Below are 14,414 nucleotides of genomic sequence, written 5' to 3' on the forward strand. Positions count from 1 at the left end.
ACATTGAATTTGGTTGCCGATCAGCTCAGCGTTTGGCGTCAAATGCGATGTGGCTTTGCCTGGGGACCACACGACGCATATGAAGCGCATTCACCTATTCGAGATTGAGGACCAGGATTGGTGTCCGCGTGTTTTGCGGGATGCGGCCACGGATTATCTTCGGTTTGTGTCGTTGACGACCAAGCCCTACGCAGCAATCGTTCCCATTCTGGCCTCGGCACTCCAGCGGGCCGGCAAAGGGCAGATTGTGGACCTTTGCTCCGGCGCGGCGGGGCCGTGGTCTTGGCTTCAGCCCGCCTTAGCCGTAATGGGATTACATGTCTCGGTTTGCCTGACCGATAAGTATCCTAATCTTGCAGTCTCCGAAGAATTCAACCGGGGGACCAATCCGGCTATCCGCTATCACCCTCAATCCGTCGAGGCAGCACAAGTCCCTCGAGAGTTGAGGGGTTTCCGCACGATGTTCACCGCCTTTCACCATTTTGCGCCACAGAAGGCCAGTGCGGTGCTGGCCGACGCGGTTCGCCAGGGAGAAGGCATTGCGGTTTTTGAGGCCACTGAGCGCAGCCTCTTGGGCCTGCTCTTAATGCTGTTGGCCCCGCTCATGGTGTTGGTCATGACCCCGTTCATCCGCCCATTTCACTGGTCACGTCTGCTGTGGACGTACTTGATTCCGTTGGTGCCGATGGTGTTGCTGGTTGATGCTGTTGTTTCCTGCTTGCGAACCTACAGCCTCGCTGAGTTGGCTGAATTGACTGGGAAAATTGGCGCGGAGGATTATCAGTGGGAAATCGGTTCGCGAAAGAATAACAGGGCGCCCCTTCGGGTTACCTATCTCATCGGGATTCCTAAGCCGTAACGAATCAGTTTAAACAGGGAGCGGCTCAGTTCACCTTAGGGCGGGGCCGGCGATTTTCGGCTTACGATTTGAGCTTGTGCTTGAGCAAGAAGCCGCTGAGCAAACCGGCGCCCATGGCAAGGGCGCCCGAGGCGCAGGGTTTGGATTGGATGCGGCGCTTGACTTGGGCATTGAGGTGCCGAGCACTGAGCCGCTCGCGCAACTGCTCGACGGTTTCAGTCATCCGGTCCTGAGTTGCTTCAACGCGAGTCTGTAACTCGGCGCTTGAGGGAGAAGGCGCTGGCTCGGGCTGCGGCGCGAGTTCTGGTTTGCCTTGCAACTCGTTCCAGGTGTGAACGGTCCGTTCGGGCTTAAGCGATTGTTTGGAGAATGCCTTCAGGGCAGTGAGCAAAAGGGCGCCCCCAATCATCATCACCACTAGACCCATAACCGCCAGGCCGAGGAATCCCGCGAAGACGGGCGAAAGACCTGCATTCTCGAATGCCCACGCCAGCAACCATCCCAACCCGATCAGCAAAACAATCAAACCCGCGTAAGCCACAAACCCGCCCACCGCCAACGCAGCCGCGTCGCGCGCCATCGCTGAGAGTTTCTCGGAAATTTCTGTTTTGGCCAACTGCAGTTCCTGGCGGACGAATCCCCGCACATCTCCGGTTAAAACACGCAACAATTTCAAAATCGACATGCGTCTGGGTGATTCCATCGTGTCCTCCACGGAGCATTATCGCATTCCAAGCGGCGATTTCAATTTGCTGCGGGCTGAATATCTGTGGGGAAAAGACCTATCAGGGCGCTCTATTTGTCCTCCGCTTCGAACGTGGCGACCAGGGGCCTGTGATCCGAGGCCAGGCCCCAATTGGGGAGGGCCAGCACGTAGCTCGCGTTGGCTTTCCATTCCCGCCCCATCCCGCGAGAGAGCAGAATGAAATCAATTCGCGAATAGGTGTCGTCCTTGGGATAATAGTGTGTCCAGGTAACGTTTCGGCTCTCGCGACTGGTCCCAGAAGGAGAGTTATCGCCGTTGCGCTCGGCGGGACGTGTGTCGATGAGCTTGAGTTTGCCTTTGCCAATAACCGCTTTTGTCGAAGCGGAGGCCCATGTATCGTTGAAGTCGCCTAGCACAATAAGGTTGGCCTCCGGGTCCGCAGCAAGGCGAGCGTCGATGATTTCCCGCAACAGCCTTGCTTCTTCGAGGCGCATTTCGGCCTCATCCGCTTGCGGAATGGCGCGCTTGGATTTGAGATGAGCTGCCAGCAAGGTGAAAGAATAACGTGGGCTGACCTGGACTTCCACCTCGCAGAAACCCCGGCCCACTCTCAAGCGCCTTCCACTCAGCAGGTAGCAATCGTTTGTATGCGGGCGCCGCGCCGAAAACGGAAACCGGCTGAGGATGGCCAGGTGAATGTTCGTTTCGGCGCCGGCGATGAATTCCCAATAAGGCAGGTCCAACCCTTCGGTCTTCAAACTCTCGCGCAATTCGAGGAGGGCGTCGGTGCTGCCCATTTCCTGCAATGCCAGCACGTCTGGCTGAATCACACGCAAGCTTTCACGAACTTTGGCTTTGGATTCGCTCGATTTCGCAAAGCGCCCAGGTGTGGTTTCTTCCTGGTAGCCCTCGACATTGTAAGTGACAACCCGGAACAAATCGCCGCCCTGTGCCGCCGGTAATCCAAATCCAAGACATAACCAGCACAGCCAGATACACGACCCCGCTCGTTTGATCCCAAAACACATTTCTCGCACGCGCGTAAAATTGCTCGTTGACGGCGCCAAGTCAATTAAACTGTTAGGTTGCAAATCCCCTGGTCCCTGCTACCTTTGGGCTCATGCTTAAACCCGTGGAAAACGGCTCGATTCGTGCCCGGCGCAGCGCTCTGAAAGCCCCCAGACCGGCGGCGCGTGACCGCGCGCTGGCGCCACCCGTTTTGCATAGGGCAGAGAAGGCGCCATTGCATGATAAACAGAGCGAGCGCGACTACCGCGAACTGCGCATCGATAAGGTGGGGGTTCGGGGCCTGCGCTTTCCCATTACGGTGCGGGACAAAGAACGGACGGTGCAGAACACGGTGGCAACGATTGGCATGTTTGTGGATCTGCCCAAAGAGTTCAAGGGAACGCACATGAGCCGCTTCATCGAGGTGCTCAACGCGCACGGCAACGTAATACATGTCGAGAACATCCCGGACATTCTCTACGCGCTCCAGGCAAAGTTCCACGCCGCCACATCGCACCTGGAGATAGAGTTCCCCTATTTCATGGTAAAGAAGGCCCCCGTGACGCGCCTGGAAAGCGTCATGGATTATACGGCGCGCTTTGACGCGACTGCTTGCCGGAAAGAGATCGATTTCATATTGACGGTGAAAGCGCTCGTCACAACCTTATGTCCCTGTTCAAAAGCCATTGCAGCTTATGGGGCTCACAACCAGCGGGGAGAGGTCACCGTCCAGATTCGATTTGGCAAACCGGTGTGGATCGAGGATGTGATTGCGATTATCGAAGGCTCGGCCAGCTCGGAGTTGTTCGCCCTGTTGAAGCGGCAGGACGAAAAGGCCGTGACGGAGCGGGCGTATGAGAATCCGGTGTTTGTGGAGGACCTGGTGCGAAACGTGGCGCTGAAGCTCAATGCCAACCAGGAGGTGACGTGGTATAAAGTGGAGGCCGAGAATCATGAGAGCATTCACAATCACAATGCATACGCCTGCATTGAGAAGGGGTAGCAGCATCCTGCGCCAGACCGCCACCGAGGGGAATCAGGACCGGGAGGGTTCTTTAGGCGCGACGGCCCCGCTTTTTGGGCTGTTTGGCCGCCCGTACCGGGCAATTTACCCCTTCAAAACTTTTTGAAAATAGTTATGGAGTATTTAGGTTCCTTTGCTACATTCGCGCACCCTCAAAGGGTGGGGGATTACGTCCGAAGGGCGATGGAATGAACAAAAACGAGAATCAGTGATTGAGTTGTGACAACGAAGAAGAAAGAAGTTAGCAAGAAAGCGCCTGTTGGCCAGAAGCCTCATGGTTCAGCCACGGCTGCCTCCATCCTCGGCCATGCCGTGGTGAAAGTGAAGAAGAACGGCGAAATCAAAGTCCGGGCCGAATGGGCGAAATTCTACCAGAGACTGCTGGAATTGCGCGATCAGCTCACACGGCAAATGAACGGCTTGGCCAAGGAATCCGCCCAGGAAATGGCCGGTTACAGCCTCCATATGGCCGATTCCGGCACGGACAATTTCGACCGGGATTTCGCGTTGAGCCTTTTGTCTTCGGACCAGGACGCCATGTATGAGATTGAAGAGGCGCTCAAGCGAATCGAGAAAAACACCTATGGCATTTGCGAATTGACCGGCAAGCCGATTCCCAGAAGCCGCCTGGAAGCGATTCCCTGGACCCGCTTTACGGTTCAAGCCCAGGCCCAACTCGAGCGGGAAGGGGCTTTGCGCCAGCGCCGTTTGGGCGCCCTGGGCACCGTCGATGCCGTGGGCGTTGCCGAGGTGGAAGCCGAGGAAGAGGAGCCCGAAGAGAAGCCGAAGGAAAAGGAATAATATGCCCAGGGAAATTGTCACGCTCGAATGCACCGAAGCGCGCAAGGAAGGCAAGTCGCCCTCGCGCTATACGACCACTCGGAACAAGAAACTAAAGACCGAGAAGCTCGAACTCAGGAAGTACAACCCGGCTCTGCGCCGCCACACACTGCATCGAGAAATTAAATAATCCTCACCTATGCCTCGCAAAACACGCCCTGATAAACCCGCAAAACGTGGCGCGCGCGGCCGCAGTTCTTTTGCCGAGGCGCGCACCCCGCGGCCCAAGCCCAAGATTGACTTTACGGTGGACGCCCTCGATTTCAAGAACACGAATCTCTTGAAGCAGTTTGTCACCGATCAAGGCCGTATCCTGCCCCGCAAATACACCGGGCTGCCCGCCCATTATCAGCGACGATTGAATCGAGCGATCAAACGCGCCCGGCAGATGCTCCTGATGAAGTAAAAAAAGAAAGGCCACGCTCAGGCGCGGCCTTGTCCAGATTCAGTTCAGGTTTTTCATCGTTTTTAAGCCGCCTCGGTGGGTTCCCACTCGCTCAGATGCAGGTATTCCTTAATTTTCCTGCGCTCGTATCGATGCTTAAGGGGTTTTTTTGGTTGGTTATCAATCTTGCGAAACGGTGGTTTTGGATTCCGAATGGCTTCAGTGATGACTTCCAACGATTTGGTCATAGCTTGACTTCCTTGGGTTATTCAGGTGTGAACGATGCCGTCGGCCTGTTCCTTGTTCAGGCCGGCCATGCTCGATTGATGGCACCGGCTTCAAGCGTACCCATCATACCACTTCCGGGGCGGAAATCTACTAAATATTTTTCCGGCGACACCCCAAAGCAGGGCCAATGGCAAGGTCGGTTCCAAATCTTTGTAGGAGACGACGTAAGGAGTCTCTGATCAAGATTGTCATCTGGCCGGGCGGACGCCCTTATAATTCCAAGAAGGGGAGACTATACTTTTCGAATGGCGTAATTGGGAGTGGCGCAAAAAGGCAATCTGGGTAGAATCGCGCCCGCCATTGATCCGGCGGCGGAGCTTCACGGAAAGGCCACCGGGAGGATTTGCGGCAATCCGGCAATGATAATTTGAACTAAAATTAGACCTGATAACAAAAATTTATGACACCTATTGCACAATTGCTCGGCGACAAAGCTGACCACCTGCTCAACTTTAAGACTCCCAAAATCCCTAAGGAACGCCTGCACCTTCCCGGTCCCGATGTTGTGGACCGGCTTTATGCGGTTTCGGATCGCAATAACCGAGCGCTGAGCAACCTGCAGCGGTTGATAGGTCATGGCCGGCTGGGTGGCACCGGTTATTTATCGATCCTGCCCGTCGATCAGGGTATCGAACACTCAGGCGGCGCGAGCTTTGCCAAGAATCCCGATTATTTCGATCCGGAAAACATCGTGAGGCTGGCGGTCGAAGGCGGATGCAACGCTGTGGCATCGACCTTTGGCGTGCTGGGGGCTGTGGCGCGCCGGTACGCCCATAAAATCCCGTTTCTGGTGAAGCTTAACCATAACGAATTGCTGACCTATCCAAACAAGTTCGACCAGATCCTCTTTGGAACTGTCAAAGAAGCTTACGACATGGGGGCTGCTGCGGTCGGGGCAACCATTTACTTCGGGTCGGACCAGAGCGGGCGGCAGATTATCGAAGTGGCACAGGCCTTTGCGCTCGCACACGAGATGGGCCTGGCTACCGTGCTCTGGTGTTATTTGCGCAATAACGCTTTCAAAAAGGACAAGGATTACCATGTCTCAGCCGACCTGACCGGCCAGGCCAATCACCTGGGGGTGACCATTCAGGCGGATATCATCAAGCAGAAGCTTCCAGAGAACAACGGCGGCTTTAAAGCCCTCAACGCGCCTGGTTCCAGCTACGGCAAATATGACGAGCGGATTTACACCGAACTGACCAGCGATCACCCAATTGACCTGTGCCGTTACCAGGTCGCCAACTGTTATATGGGCCGCGCCGGACTGATTAACAGCGGCGGCGAATCCAAAGGGGCAGGGGACCTGGCCAGCGCTGTGGCCACCGCTGTGATTAACAAGCGCGCCGGTGGTATGGGTCTCATCTCAGGGCGAAAGGCCTTTCAACGACCGATGAAGGAGGGCGTCGCGTTGCTCAACGCCATCCAGGATGTCTATTTGAGCAAAGACATCACAGTGGCGTAAGCCGTGCCATTGACTGGCCCGGCGCCGATTGTCTGGTCGGTGCGGGCGGTTCCCATAGAGCAGCGGCATTCCAACTATTGCGTTGTTTGCCCACCGGCGTCGCATGCCCAGTCGAGGACAACTGGTTCAGTCCGTACGCAAACCTTTGAGCAATTGGCCCAGACTTCTCAGAGAACGCAGAGGTTTGCGACTTTGGCTGATCGGATAGCGGAAAGCGCAATGTTCTGGTCGAAAGTGGCAAGTCTCCCCTCATGAGCCGTTGCTAATGCCAGCAGATACAGATCAGTCACCCCGCGCGAACTGTGAAGGCGGTCCCTCTTGAATATGTCCGCGTCTCGTAATGAGATGTCGTCGGGCCAGAACTGGTGATCGGTTTGCGCCGCAAATTGCTCAAGGCGCGAAACCAGGTCGCCCGGCGCAAAGCGCGTATGCTGGCTGTAACTGGCATTGGACATGACCCGGACAACCCCGTTCTCGGTGAGCGGACAACTTGCCCAACCTTGCGGTGCGTGGCTTGCCCACCAGGCATGCGCCCGATCATGGAAGGCATGATCCGGGTCCAGCAAGGCAATCACAACATTGATATCGAATAAAGCGCGCAAGCCCTAAACCCCCTCCTGGTCAATCAGGCGGCGCACTCGCTCCAACGTGATGACCTCGCCCCGGGAAGGCACGAGTGGCACGCCCCCACGGTTCTCGGCCTTGCCCTTTGCCCGGGTGCTTGGGGACCCCAGTCCACGCCGGGCCAAGGCAGAGAGCACTCGACCGGTCGTGCTGCCCTCGCGTTGGGCTAATTCCCGAGCCGCTTGCAGAACGTCATCTTCAATATCGAGTGTGGTTCTCATGCATCTGATGTTATCGCATCAGATTGATCTTGTCAATGCGGGGATATTAACTCGCGCCAACGTGCGACTGCAAAGAGAACGACAATCCCGTCAGGCTGTCGCTGCCACTTTGGCGCGCCGCTCGCTGCGACCTCTGCGTTGAGGGGAAGGACCGGGAAACCGCTGCGTGTTCGCGCTTGCCTGGCGGGAGGGCGATGAGGAGTTCGCCGGTTTTTCCAGCGGCAAGCGGCGTTCCTCGATCAGAAAATCAAACCGTCCTTTGCGCGCGACAGCATCCAAGTACTCGCGCGCTCGCTCCATCGCAATCCGCGGGCGCTCCGGTAAGGTTACCAGGGCCACTAATGCGGCCGTGCCAGGCCCGCGGTGCGGCAGCCAGGAATCGACCCAAACGAAAAATGGCAGCGGCAACCCCTCTGCAGCTCGGATAGCCACGACGATGATGTCGGCGCGCAACGCGGTCGAGACGGCCCCGGCCAGCACCGCAGCATCGCTGAGATCATTCAGGCGCCACCAAGTGGTCCGCACTGCCTCGGGTCCCACCAGACCCGCAACCCGTTCGCAAGTTTCCCTCGCCCATTGGCGAGTGGAAGCATCCTCGTACACTACCGTCACATTCAGGGCGTACTGGGATTGTTGAGAGGGCGCAACCCGTTCCAGGACTGCCTCGGGGTTAATGGCAGATTTCCGTGAATTCATGAGCGCTCGGAAGGTTGGACTGCTATGGTCCAATAGACCTCCGGCTCCCAGCGAATTTGGAGGGCTGTGCTTAGCCGCGCCGGGGCTGAAATCCAAAAGGGGGACCCAGCGTCTCGCATAGCCCCCTCAAACCCCCTAAGAGAGTAGCCATATCGAGACGCCGGGTCTTCTCCCAACCGAACCTCTGTTCTCCGTACCAAAAAGGAAAGCGCTTGCTCGGGGAGTTTCTGCATGTGTTCAAGTTTCTCTTCTGATATCGATGCGCGATCTAACAACGCGCCCAGAATAGGACGTGAGCCGTTGTTTTGCCGAGTCAGGAAGAACAGAGATTATTTGTCAGGGAATTACCTGACAAAGAGAGGTGACGCTGCGCGGCAAAACTATGAGGATGCCTCGGGTGGAGGCAGATTTTGGCTCTTTTTGGCTTCAGAAAGGATTTGCCAGCTTGAAACCAAAGCCCAAATCCAGGCCAGGGCGAACAGCGCAAAGCCAAGCAGAGGCCAGCGGATTTGCTGCCACAGTTCGCTTAAAGCTGCGAGCGGATCGGTCTCGGTCTGCAACCGCGACCAGTTGTGAAAGTACCATACCCCCAGCCGAGCCCCAAACAGGACTGTGAGAACCAACCCACCGGCCATCAAAGCGGCTTGGACGTAACCCGAGAGCCGCCCGGCCATGAGCGAGCCCGCCCCCGGCACAGCCAGGTTTGCCGTCACACAAGCCCACGCCGTCTCACGGCTAAGCGGTTGACGCGGACCTAAAGACAAAGAAAACTTCACCAAGCATACATCGGCGCGCCCGGGACAAAGCGCAAGCTGTGATTCCACTAGAGCGCGATGGAACGATGGCTTTGAGAATCTCCCCTTCGGTTCGGTTTTGAATAAGGGCCGGGGACGAGCGAGATGGGTTTAATGCTGAAAGGCCCAATGAAGGTGGCCCCACGGCAGATTGCGTACAATCCCGAAGCCAACCATGACGACCAGGGCGCTCCAAAGCCAAGCTGGCCGCAAGGACCATGCAACCGGCTCCCGCCGCAGCCACGCCAGGGCCGCCCGGGCCCCTGCGATGGCAAGCAGCGGCAAGGAGAGTACCAGAATCGCGTTGTACCGCAGAGCCGCCATAAAATTTCCGTGGAGCAATTGATGCAGTGCTCGCAAGGAACCGCACCCGGGGCATTCCATGCCTGTCAATTCATGAAAATAGCACCGTGGGTAAAAAGGATATTGGTTCGGATCGAATCGAAAAAGCACCGTTGCAGCCAACGCTGCGAACACCGTTGCCACAAAGCCAAGCAACCACAGGTGGCCAACTCTCGATCCGGTCCGCATATTACAGCCGATGAATCCGCCGGAAGAACTCATGCGAACCTGGGGCAAAGCTCAAACCAAAGAACACCGCGCCAAAGAGAAGGCTCAGCACCGAGAGCACCAGACCTGCTATGGCCATACCGGTGCCATGCTCGGTGTGGGGGGCTCGACTGATCTGCGCCAGCGCCAGGCTCGAACAGAGAATCCCAGCCAGGCTCACAGGAAAACCGTAGCAGCAGCAAAGGATTGAGCACAAACCCAGAATCATTCCGGTAATGGCCAGGGGATTGGTTCGAGACGGCTGAACGACGGCGACCGGGAACGGCGTCGCGGCTGGCGGTTTGACAAAATCAGCCATGAACTCCGGCAATTCGGCGAGGCCTTTCCATTCAGCTCCTCCTTCGGGCATGGCTTTGGTCTGACTGTGGGCGCGGCCCTGGGCAATCCATTGTCTGAGGACCTCAGCCGAGACAGGGCCATACTCCTTGCCATCGCCGCCAATGATTTTATACATAAATGTCCATAGACTCTTTGGCTCAAAAGGTCCGCTTGCTCAACGCGCGCATTCAGAACCACTCGCGGTGGCGCTCGACATAGGTCCGGACGAAGTCTTCATCGGTTTTGGTCAGGTAAATGATTCCTTCAATCAGACCGATGAGATGCATGACAATAGCGCCCAAGCCGCATGTCAGGACCGTCACCAACAACATAATCAGCCCTGCGCCCGTATAGCCGAGGATGAATTTGTGGACACCGAGAGAGCCGAGGAGAATCCCGCAAATCCCGGCCGGAATCTTCGTCGAGGCCAGCGGATGCGCAACAGGCAGCGGCGGAGAGGGCGCCGTCGAGGAGGGGGGAATCTTCAAGTCCGCTGCGAATTCAGGAAAGGAAACCAGAGGCTTCCATTCTTGCGAACCTTCGGCTTGAACGAGAGTTTGGGCGCTGATGCGGCGTTCCACGAGCCAGCGGCGCAGTTGCTCGGCCGACACCGGCCCGTATTGTTGGCCATCCGAACCTACAATTCGATACATAAGCATCCTTTCTTTTGCATAGAATACCGGAACCCTGAGCTTGGCTTAGGCGTAACCCGGGAGGACTTCTTTGGCAAGCCAATTAGTCAGGCGAGACCCCTCAGGCTTTTGATAATTCCAAAAGCTTCCGGGCAGCCAGGCCACTGTCAATCACGCTTGCTGCCAATTGCAACCCGGTTGAAATGCTATCGGCCCGTCCCGCCACGAACAGCGCCGCCGCGGTATTGAGCAGGGCCGCATCGCGTTTAGGCCCTCGTTCTTGCCCGCATAGAATTTGGCGAATGATCGCTGCGTTCTGCCTGCCATCCCCTCCTTGCAAGTCGGCCAGGGTCGCTGGTTGCAGCGGGAAGTCCTGCGGCGACAGGCTGGAGGTGGTAATGGCGTTTTCCTGGTAGAACTCAGCCACGACCGTTGGCCCCAGGGGAGAAATCTCGTCCAGGTAGCGCAAAGAATCTGGCCCATCTGCCACCGAGCCACAGACCACCATCGCCCGGCGCACACCCAGGGCCTGCACCACGCGAGCCAGGGGCAAACACAGTTCTGGCCGGGGGACGCCTATGAGCATCGCTGAGGGGGACGCCGGGTTGAGCAAAGGTCCAAGAAGGTTGAAGATGGTGCTTTGGCCGCGCTCGGCGCAAAGCTTTCGGGCCGGAATGATGTGCCGGAATGCCGGATGGTACTTGGGGGCAAAGAAGAAGGCGAACCCGTGTTCCTGCAGCGAGCGCGCCGCCTCTTCCGGGCCCAAATCGAATGGAATTCCCAGCGCATCCATGACGTCAGCACTCCCCACCAGCGACGTGCTCGCACGATTGCCGTGTTTGGCCACTACGATCCCAGCCGCCGAGGCCAGGAGGGCCGCGGTAGTTGAAATGTTGAACGTGCTCAGCCGGTCTCCGCCCGTCCCTACTACGTCCAGTATTTCCCGCGCGCGCAATTGTCCATTCAAAGCGGGTTGCACCGCCCTCTTGCGCAGTTCCCGAACAAAACAAGCGATTTCCAGCTCCGTCTCGCCCTTGAGGGCAAGATGCGTCAGGAACTGGGCCTTGACCTCGACGGGGGCCGTTTCATTGACTAACTGTTCGACTGCCAGGCAGACCTGGCCCTCCGTCAAATGTTCTAATGAGCTGAGTTGAACCAATAGTTCTTCGAGCACACGCCATCATAAGGTGGTCGTGGCGAGGGCCAAAGAGCAAATTTGGAGTGTCCTTGTCGTTTGCTGCGTTGACTGCGTTGAGGCCTGACTCGACATCGGCCAATGTGGCCGCATAAAATCCAGTTCACATGACGACTCCGGCTTATTACTCGAGGCTCGCGCCGTTCCGGAAAATCTTCAGTACAGGCAACGCCGTCCTGGCCTACCACAAACTGGGGCCGCGCCCCGGGGGTGTGCGACTCAAAGGCCTCTACATGAGCCGGGCGATGTTTGCGAGGCAATTGGGGGAGTTGCGCCGGGCGGGATTCAGCAGCGGTTCGCTGGCGGCTTGTGCCGGGCCCAATCAGCACAAGCGCGTTGCCCTCACTTTCGATGACGGTTATGTTAATGTCCTCCGCTACGGCTTGGAGCCAATGGCCGCAGCAAAATTCAAAGCGGCTCTCTTTTTAGTGGCCGATCTGCTGGGCAAACACAATCAGTGGGATGTCTCTCTGGGCGAGGTGCCCGAACCGATGATGGATGTGCAGCAGGTCCGCGATTGGCTCGCTGCCGGAAATGAGATCGGCTCCCACACGCTGACGCATCCCTATCTGACCCGAATTGCCCGGCGCCGCGCGCAAGAGGAAATTAGCGCCAGCCGCAAAAAGCTCGAGGACTGCTTCGGACGCCCGATCCAGCACTTCTGCTACCCCTACGGTGATTGGAACCCGGCAATTCGCGAGTTGGTGATGAGCGCGGGATACAAAACCGCGTGCACGACCGTTGCCGGTGTGAATACTGCGGCGGATTCACCCTTTGCGCTGAAGCGATTCACCGCGCGGTATCCGAGCCGCAATTTGAAGGCCATCTGGTCCCGCCTGCGAGCGCAGGTTGGCTGAGCTCTGACCTGTGCCGCGCTTGACGCCAATAAAAGCATAACGCGCGTGCGTCAGCCCGTTGAGGACTTTGTTCACGTAATACTTGAACCCGCGAGAGAGATTGACTCGCTTGACTTCGAGCGGCAGGGCGGCTTGCCGGAAAAACTCCTGGTAATCCGACAAGGTGTAAAAGCGCTCGTTAACGCCGGTGGCGACCAGCTTGGCCACCATTCTGGAACGGGATTTGATTTTGACCAGCGGCCAGACCGGCTCCCGGATGGCGACAAATTGACCCCCTGGTTTGAGGATCCTTTTGGCCTCGCGCAACACTTGAACGATGTTGACGGCGTCGTGCAGCACGGCGGAGCAGACCACGAAATCGAAATGATTGTTCGGGAAATCGAACCGGTGGAAATCGCCAGGCATTCTCGTGATTTTTGCATTGCGCGCGTTGAGCAACTGAAAAACCTTGGGCGCCTGTTCCTTTAATATCACGGCCGAAAAATCCGTGGTAATGACCTCGACCACTTTTGGCAATTTAGAGATTTCGGCGCTCAGCCAGCCTCCGCCCGCTCCGATCTCCAGCACACGGCCTCGGAACTCCAGTCCGCATTTCCTTACCAAAAAAGGAATAAATCGCGGCAAGTCCTCCTGCACGGCGCGCAGCCATTCCGCCTCTTGGGCAGAACCGGCAGACCGCCGCGTGGCCGCCTCGTGAAGGGCCACCATCCTCGCATGTGTATAAGGCGAGAGATAACCCTTCTTTTCAATATATTTCGACTCGCTCACCAGACGCCAGCCAGAGTACGGAGCAGCGCCCCACAAGGCAACGGTGTTTTGACTATTATAGTCCAAAACGCCGGCGCGCCCTCTCGTGCCGGTCCGCGCGAAGCGTCTTGGACTGCGCCAGTCCTCCGGCGCTTTATTCCGGTCGCAGGCCGTCTGCATTTTCGGGCTTCGCTTTGTTGCGCTGTTCGACAAAAAAGGCCTGGAGCAGCGCCCGGCATTCGGGTTCACGCACACCGCTGGTGATGGCGCATCGATGATTCAAACCCGGGAAATCGAGCAGGTTCAAGGCGGTCCCTGCTGCGCCCGCTTTGGGGTCGCTGACGCCGAAGACGACTCTCGCCAGGCGCACGTGCACGACAGCGCCAGCGCACATAGGGCACGGTTCCTTGGTGACATAGAGGGTGCAGTCTGATAATCGCCAGTCGCCGACGGCCTCTTCCCCTTGCGTCAAGGCCAGCATCTCCGCGTGGGCGGTGGCGTCCTTGAGCAACTCCACCTGATTGAATGCGCGCGCGATGATGCGGCCTTCACGAACGACAACTGCCCCGACAGGTACTTCCCCGGCCTGGTAAGCGCGGGCGGCCTGGCGCAGGGCTTCGCCCATAAAGTAATGGTCACTCTGCAGGTCGATTATCGGGTCCATAAGCTCAAAAGCCAATTAAACCGGGCGTGCATGCCTCTTCCAGGGTCCAATCGTTTGCGCCGTCCTCGAGGCAATGACAATGGGCGGCAAAGAATCCATGGCGGTACTGCCAAAACCAGGGCCAGATTCGCTCACGGTCCGTCTGGGGCAGCTTCAATTGAGGAATGCTTTGGGTTGGAAAGAATTCAAACCGTCCTTCGCGGTGAGGAGGTGGCAACGTGCTTAGCTTGCGTTTGACTTCAAAGAGAAACATAAGCCAGTGGCTCTGGCCTTGGTAGCCGTATTCGCTCACAATGCCGGCCAGGTGCAGAGCGCGGTTGTCAATCCGCAATCCCAGCTCCTCCTGCGCCTCACGGCGCGCGCAGGCAAAAGGCGATTCCCCTCGAGCCGTATCCAGCTTCCCGCCGCACGGACTCCAAAGTCCAAGATTGGGTTGCTGTGCCCTTTCCATTAAAAGGACCTCGTCCTGCTGGTTGAAGCAGTAGAGCAGTGTCGAAATTCTATATTGCGTCATCACTCGC

The 14,414-nt window shown here is 57.4% G+C and carries 21 protein-coding genes and 1 pseudogene; 7 read left to right on the forward strand and 15 right to left on the reverse strand.

Annotated features, from left to right (window positions below; genetic code table 11):
- Positions 1 to 79: 79 nt before the first annotated feature.
- The gene (locus VG146_03580) at positions 80 to 859 is read left to right on the forward strand and encodes a class I SAM-dependent methyltransferase (protein ID HEV2391425.1); all 780 of its coding nucleotides are present in this window, start codon (positions 80 to 82) and stop codon (positions 857 to 859) included.
- A 61-nt stretch (positions 860 to 920) separates the two neighbouring features.
- Here VG146_03580 and VG146_03585 read toward each other — a convergent pair whose 3' ends face one another.
- A complete protein-coding gene (locus VG146_03585; GenBank protein ID HEV2391426.1) occupies positions 921 to 1,544 on the reverse strand; it encodes a phage holin family protein in 624 nt (207 codons plus the stop codon).
- Between the two features lie 110 nt (positions 1,545 to 1,654).
- Complete coding sequence (locus VG146_03590; GenBank protein ID HEV2391427.1) at positions 1,655 to 2,503, reverse strand: endonuclease/exonuclease/phosphatase family protein; 849 nt, start codon at positions 2,501 to 2,503, stop codon at positions 1,655 to 1,657.
- Between the two features lie 182 nt (positions 2,504 to 2,685).
- Between VG146_03590 and folE2 the strand changes: the two genes are divergently transcribed.
- From folE2 to rpsR, 4 genes are all read left to right on the forward strand, one after another.
- Entirely contained in the window at positions 2,686 to 3,576 is an 891-nt protein-coding gene (folE2, locus tag VG146_03595) for a GTP cyclohydrolase FolE2 (protein HEV2391428.1), read from the forward strand.
- Positions 3,577 to 3,816: 240 nt separating this feature from the next.
- The gene (locus tag VG146_03600) at positions 3,817 to 4,398 is read left to right on the forward strand and encodes a TraR/DksA C4-type zinc finger protein (protein ID HEV2391429.1); all 582 of its coding nucleotides are present in this window, start codon (positions 3,817 to 3,819) and stop codon (positions 4,396 to 4,398) included.
- Between the two features lies 1 nt (position 4,399).
- Positions 4,400 to 4,567 (forward strand): 50S ribosomal protein L33, encoded by a 168-nt coding sequence (gene rpmG, locus VG146_03605; GenBank protein HEV2391430.1) that lies wholly within the window; start codon positions 4,400 to 4,402, stop codon positions 4,565 to 4,567.
- 9 nt (positions 4,568 to 4,576) lie between these two features.
- Entirely contained in the window at positions 4,577 to 4,843 is a 267-nt protein-coding gene (gene rpsR, locus VG146_03610; GenBank protein ID HEV2391431.1) for a 30S ribosomal protein S18, read from the forward strand.
- Between the two features lie 62 nt (positions 4,844 to 4,905).
- On the opposite strand, the gene VG146_03615 is transcribed toward rpsR, so the two are convergent.
- On the reverse strand, positions 4,906 to 5,070 hold the full coding sequence (locus VG146_03615; protein HEV2391432.1) for a hypothetical protein: 165 nt from the start codon (positions 5,068 to 5,070) through the stop codon (positions 4,906 to 4,908).
- Between the two features lie 440 nt (positions 5,071 to 5,510).
- Between VG146_03615 and VG146_03620 the strand changes: the two genes are divergently transcribed.
- Entirely contained in the window at positions 5,511 to 6,575 is a 1,065-nt protein-coding gene (locus VG146_03620) for a class I fructose-bisphosphate aldolase (GenBank protein ID HEV2391433.1), read from the forward strand.
- 167 nt (positions 6,576 to 6,742) lie between these two features.
- On the opposite strand, the gene VG146_03625 is transcribed toward VG146_03620, so the two are convergent.
- The 9 genes and pseudogenes from VG146_03625 to trpD form a co-directional block, all read right to left on the reverse strand.
- Positions 6,743 to 7,177: a TA system VapC family ribonuclease toxin gene (locus VG146_03625; protein ID HEV2391434.1), complete on the reverse strand. Its 435-nt coding sequence runs from the start codon at positions 7,175 to 7,177 to the stop codon at positions 6,743 to 6,745.
- Between the two features lie 3 nt (positions 7,178 to 7,180).
- Positions 7,181 to 7,420 (reverse strand): hypothetical protein, encoded by a 240-nt coding sequence (locus VG146_03630; GenBank protein ID HEV2391435.1) that lies wholly within the window; start codon positions 7,418 to 7,420, stop codon positions 7,181 to 7,183.
- 90 nt (positions 7,421 to 7,510) lie between these two features.
- The gene (locus VG146_03635) at positions 7,511 to 8,116 is read right to left on the reverse strand and encodes a hypothetical protein (protein HEV2391436.1); all 606 of its coding nucleotides are present in this window, start codon (positions 8,114 to 8,116) and stop codon (positions 7,511 to 7,513) included.
- A 380-nt stretch (positions 8,117 to 8,496) separates the two neighbouring features.
- A complete protein-coding gene (locus tag VG146_03640; GenBank protein ID HEV2391437.1) occupies positions 8,497 to 8,880 on the reverse strand; it encodes a hypothetical protein in 384 nt (127 codons plus the stop codon).
- A gap of 141 nt (positions 8,881 to 9,021) precedes the next feature.
- Positions 9,022 to 9,474, reverse strand: coding sequence for a DUF2752 domain-containing protein (locus VG146_03645; GenBank protein ID HEV2391438.1), 453 nt, complete (start codon positions 9,472 to 9,474; stop codon positions 9,022 to 9,024).
- A complete protein-coding gene (locus tag VG146_03650) occupies positions 9,443 to 9,934 on the reverse strand; it encodes a DUF4190 domain-containing protein (GenBank protein HEV2391439.1) in 492 nt (163 codons plus the stop codon). Before VG146_03650 ends, VG146_03645 begins: the two co-directional genes overlap by 32 nt.
- 52 nt (positions 9,935 to 9,986) lie before the next feature.
- On the reverse strand, positions 9,987 to 10,247 hold the full coding sequence (locus VG146_03655; GenBank protein HEV2391440.1) for a TM2 domain-containing protein: 261 nt from the start codon (positions 10,245 to 10,247) through the stop codon (positions 9,987 to 9,989).
- Positions 10,248 to 10,307: 60 nt separating this feature from the next.
- Positions 10,308 to 10,457, reverse strand: a pseudogene (locus VG146_03660) (DUF4339 domain-containing protein).
- A gap of 94 nt (positions 10,458 to 10,551) precedes the next feature.
- A complete protein-coding gene (gene trpD, locus VG146_03665) occupies positions 10,552 to 11,604 on the reverse strand; it encodes an anthranilate phosphoribosyltransferase (protein ID HEV2391441.1) in 1,053 nt (350 codons plus the stop codon).
- Positions 11,605 to 11,732: 128 nt separating this feature from the next.
- On the opposite strand from trpD, the gene VG146_03670 reads away from it, so the two are divergent.
- Positions 11,733 to 12,482 carry a polysaccharide deacetylase family protein gene (locus VG146_03670; protein HEV2391442.1) on the forward strand — a complete coding sequence of 250 codons (750 nt, stop codon included), beginning with the start codon at positions 11,733 to 11,735 and terminating at the stop codon, positions 12,480 to 12,482.
- Here the strand turns inward: VG146_03670 and VG146_03675 are convergent.
- The 3 genes from VG146_03675 to VG146_03685 are packed head-to-tail and all read right to left on the reverse strand — an operon-like array spanning position 12,393 to position 14,407.
- Positions 12,393 to 13,409 (reverse strand): class I SAM-dependent methyltransferase, encoded by a 1,017-nt coding sequence (locus VG146_03675; protein HEV2391443.1) that lies wholly within the window; start codon positions 13,407 to 13,409, stop codon positions 12,393 to 12,395. The genes VG146_03670 and VG146_03675 overlap by 90 nt on opposite strands.
- Entirely contained in the window at positions 13,384 to 13,893 is a 510-nt protein-coding gene (gene tadA / locus VG146_03680; protein ID HEV2391444.1) for a tRNA adenosine(34) deaminase TadA, read from the reverse strand. Before tadA ends, VG146_03675 begins: the two co-directional genes overlap by 26 nt.
- 4 nt (positions 13,894 to 13,897) lie before the next feature.
- The gene (locus VG146_03685; protein ID HEV2391445.1) at positions 13,898 to 14,407 is read right to left on the reverse strand and encodes an NUDIX domain-containing protein; all 510 of its coding nucleotides are present in this window, start codon (positions 14,405 to 14,407) and stop codon (positions 13,898 to 13,900) included.
- Positions 14,408 to 14,414 lie beyond the last annotated feature (7 nt).

The sequence above is a fragment of the Verrucomicrobiia bacterium genome, from assembly GCA_035946615.1.
Taxonomy (GTDB): domain Bacteria; phylum Verrucomicrobiota; class Verrucomicrobiia; order Limisphaerales; family UBA8199; genus DASYZB01.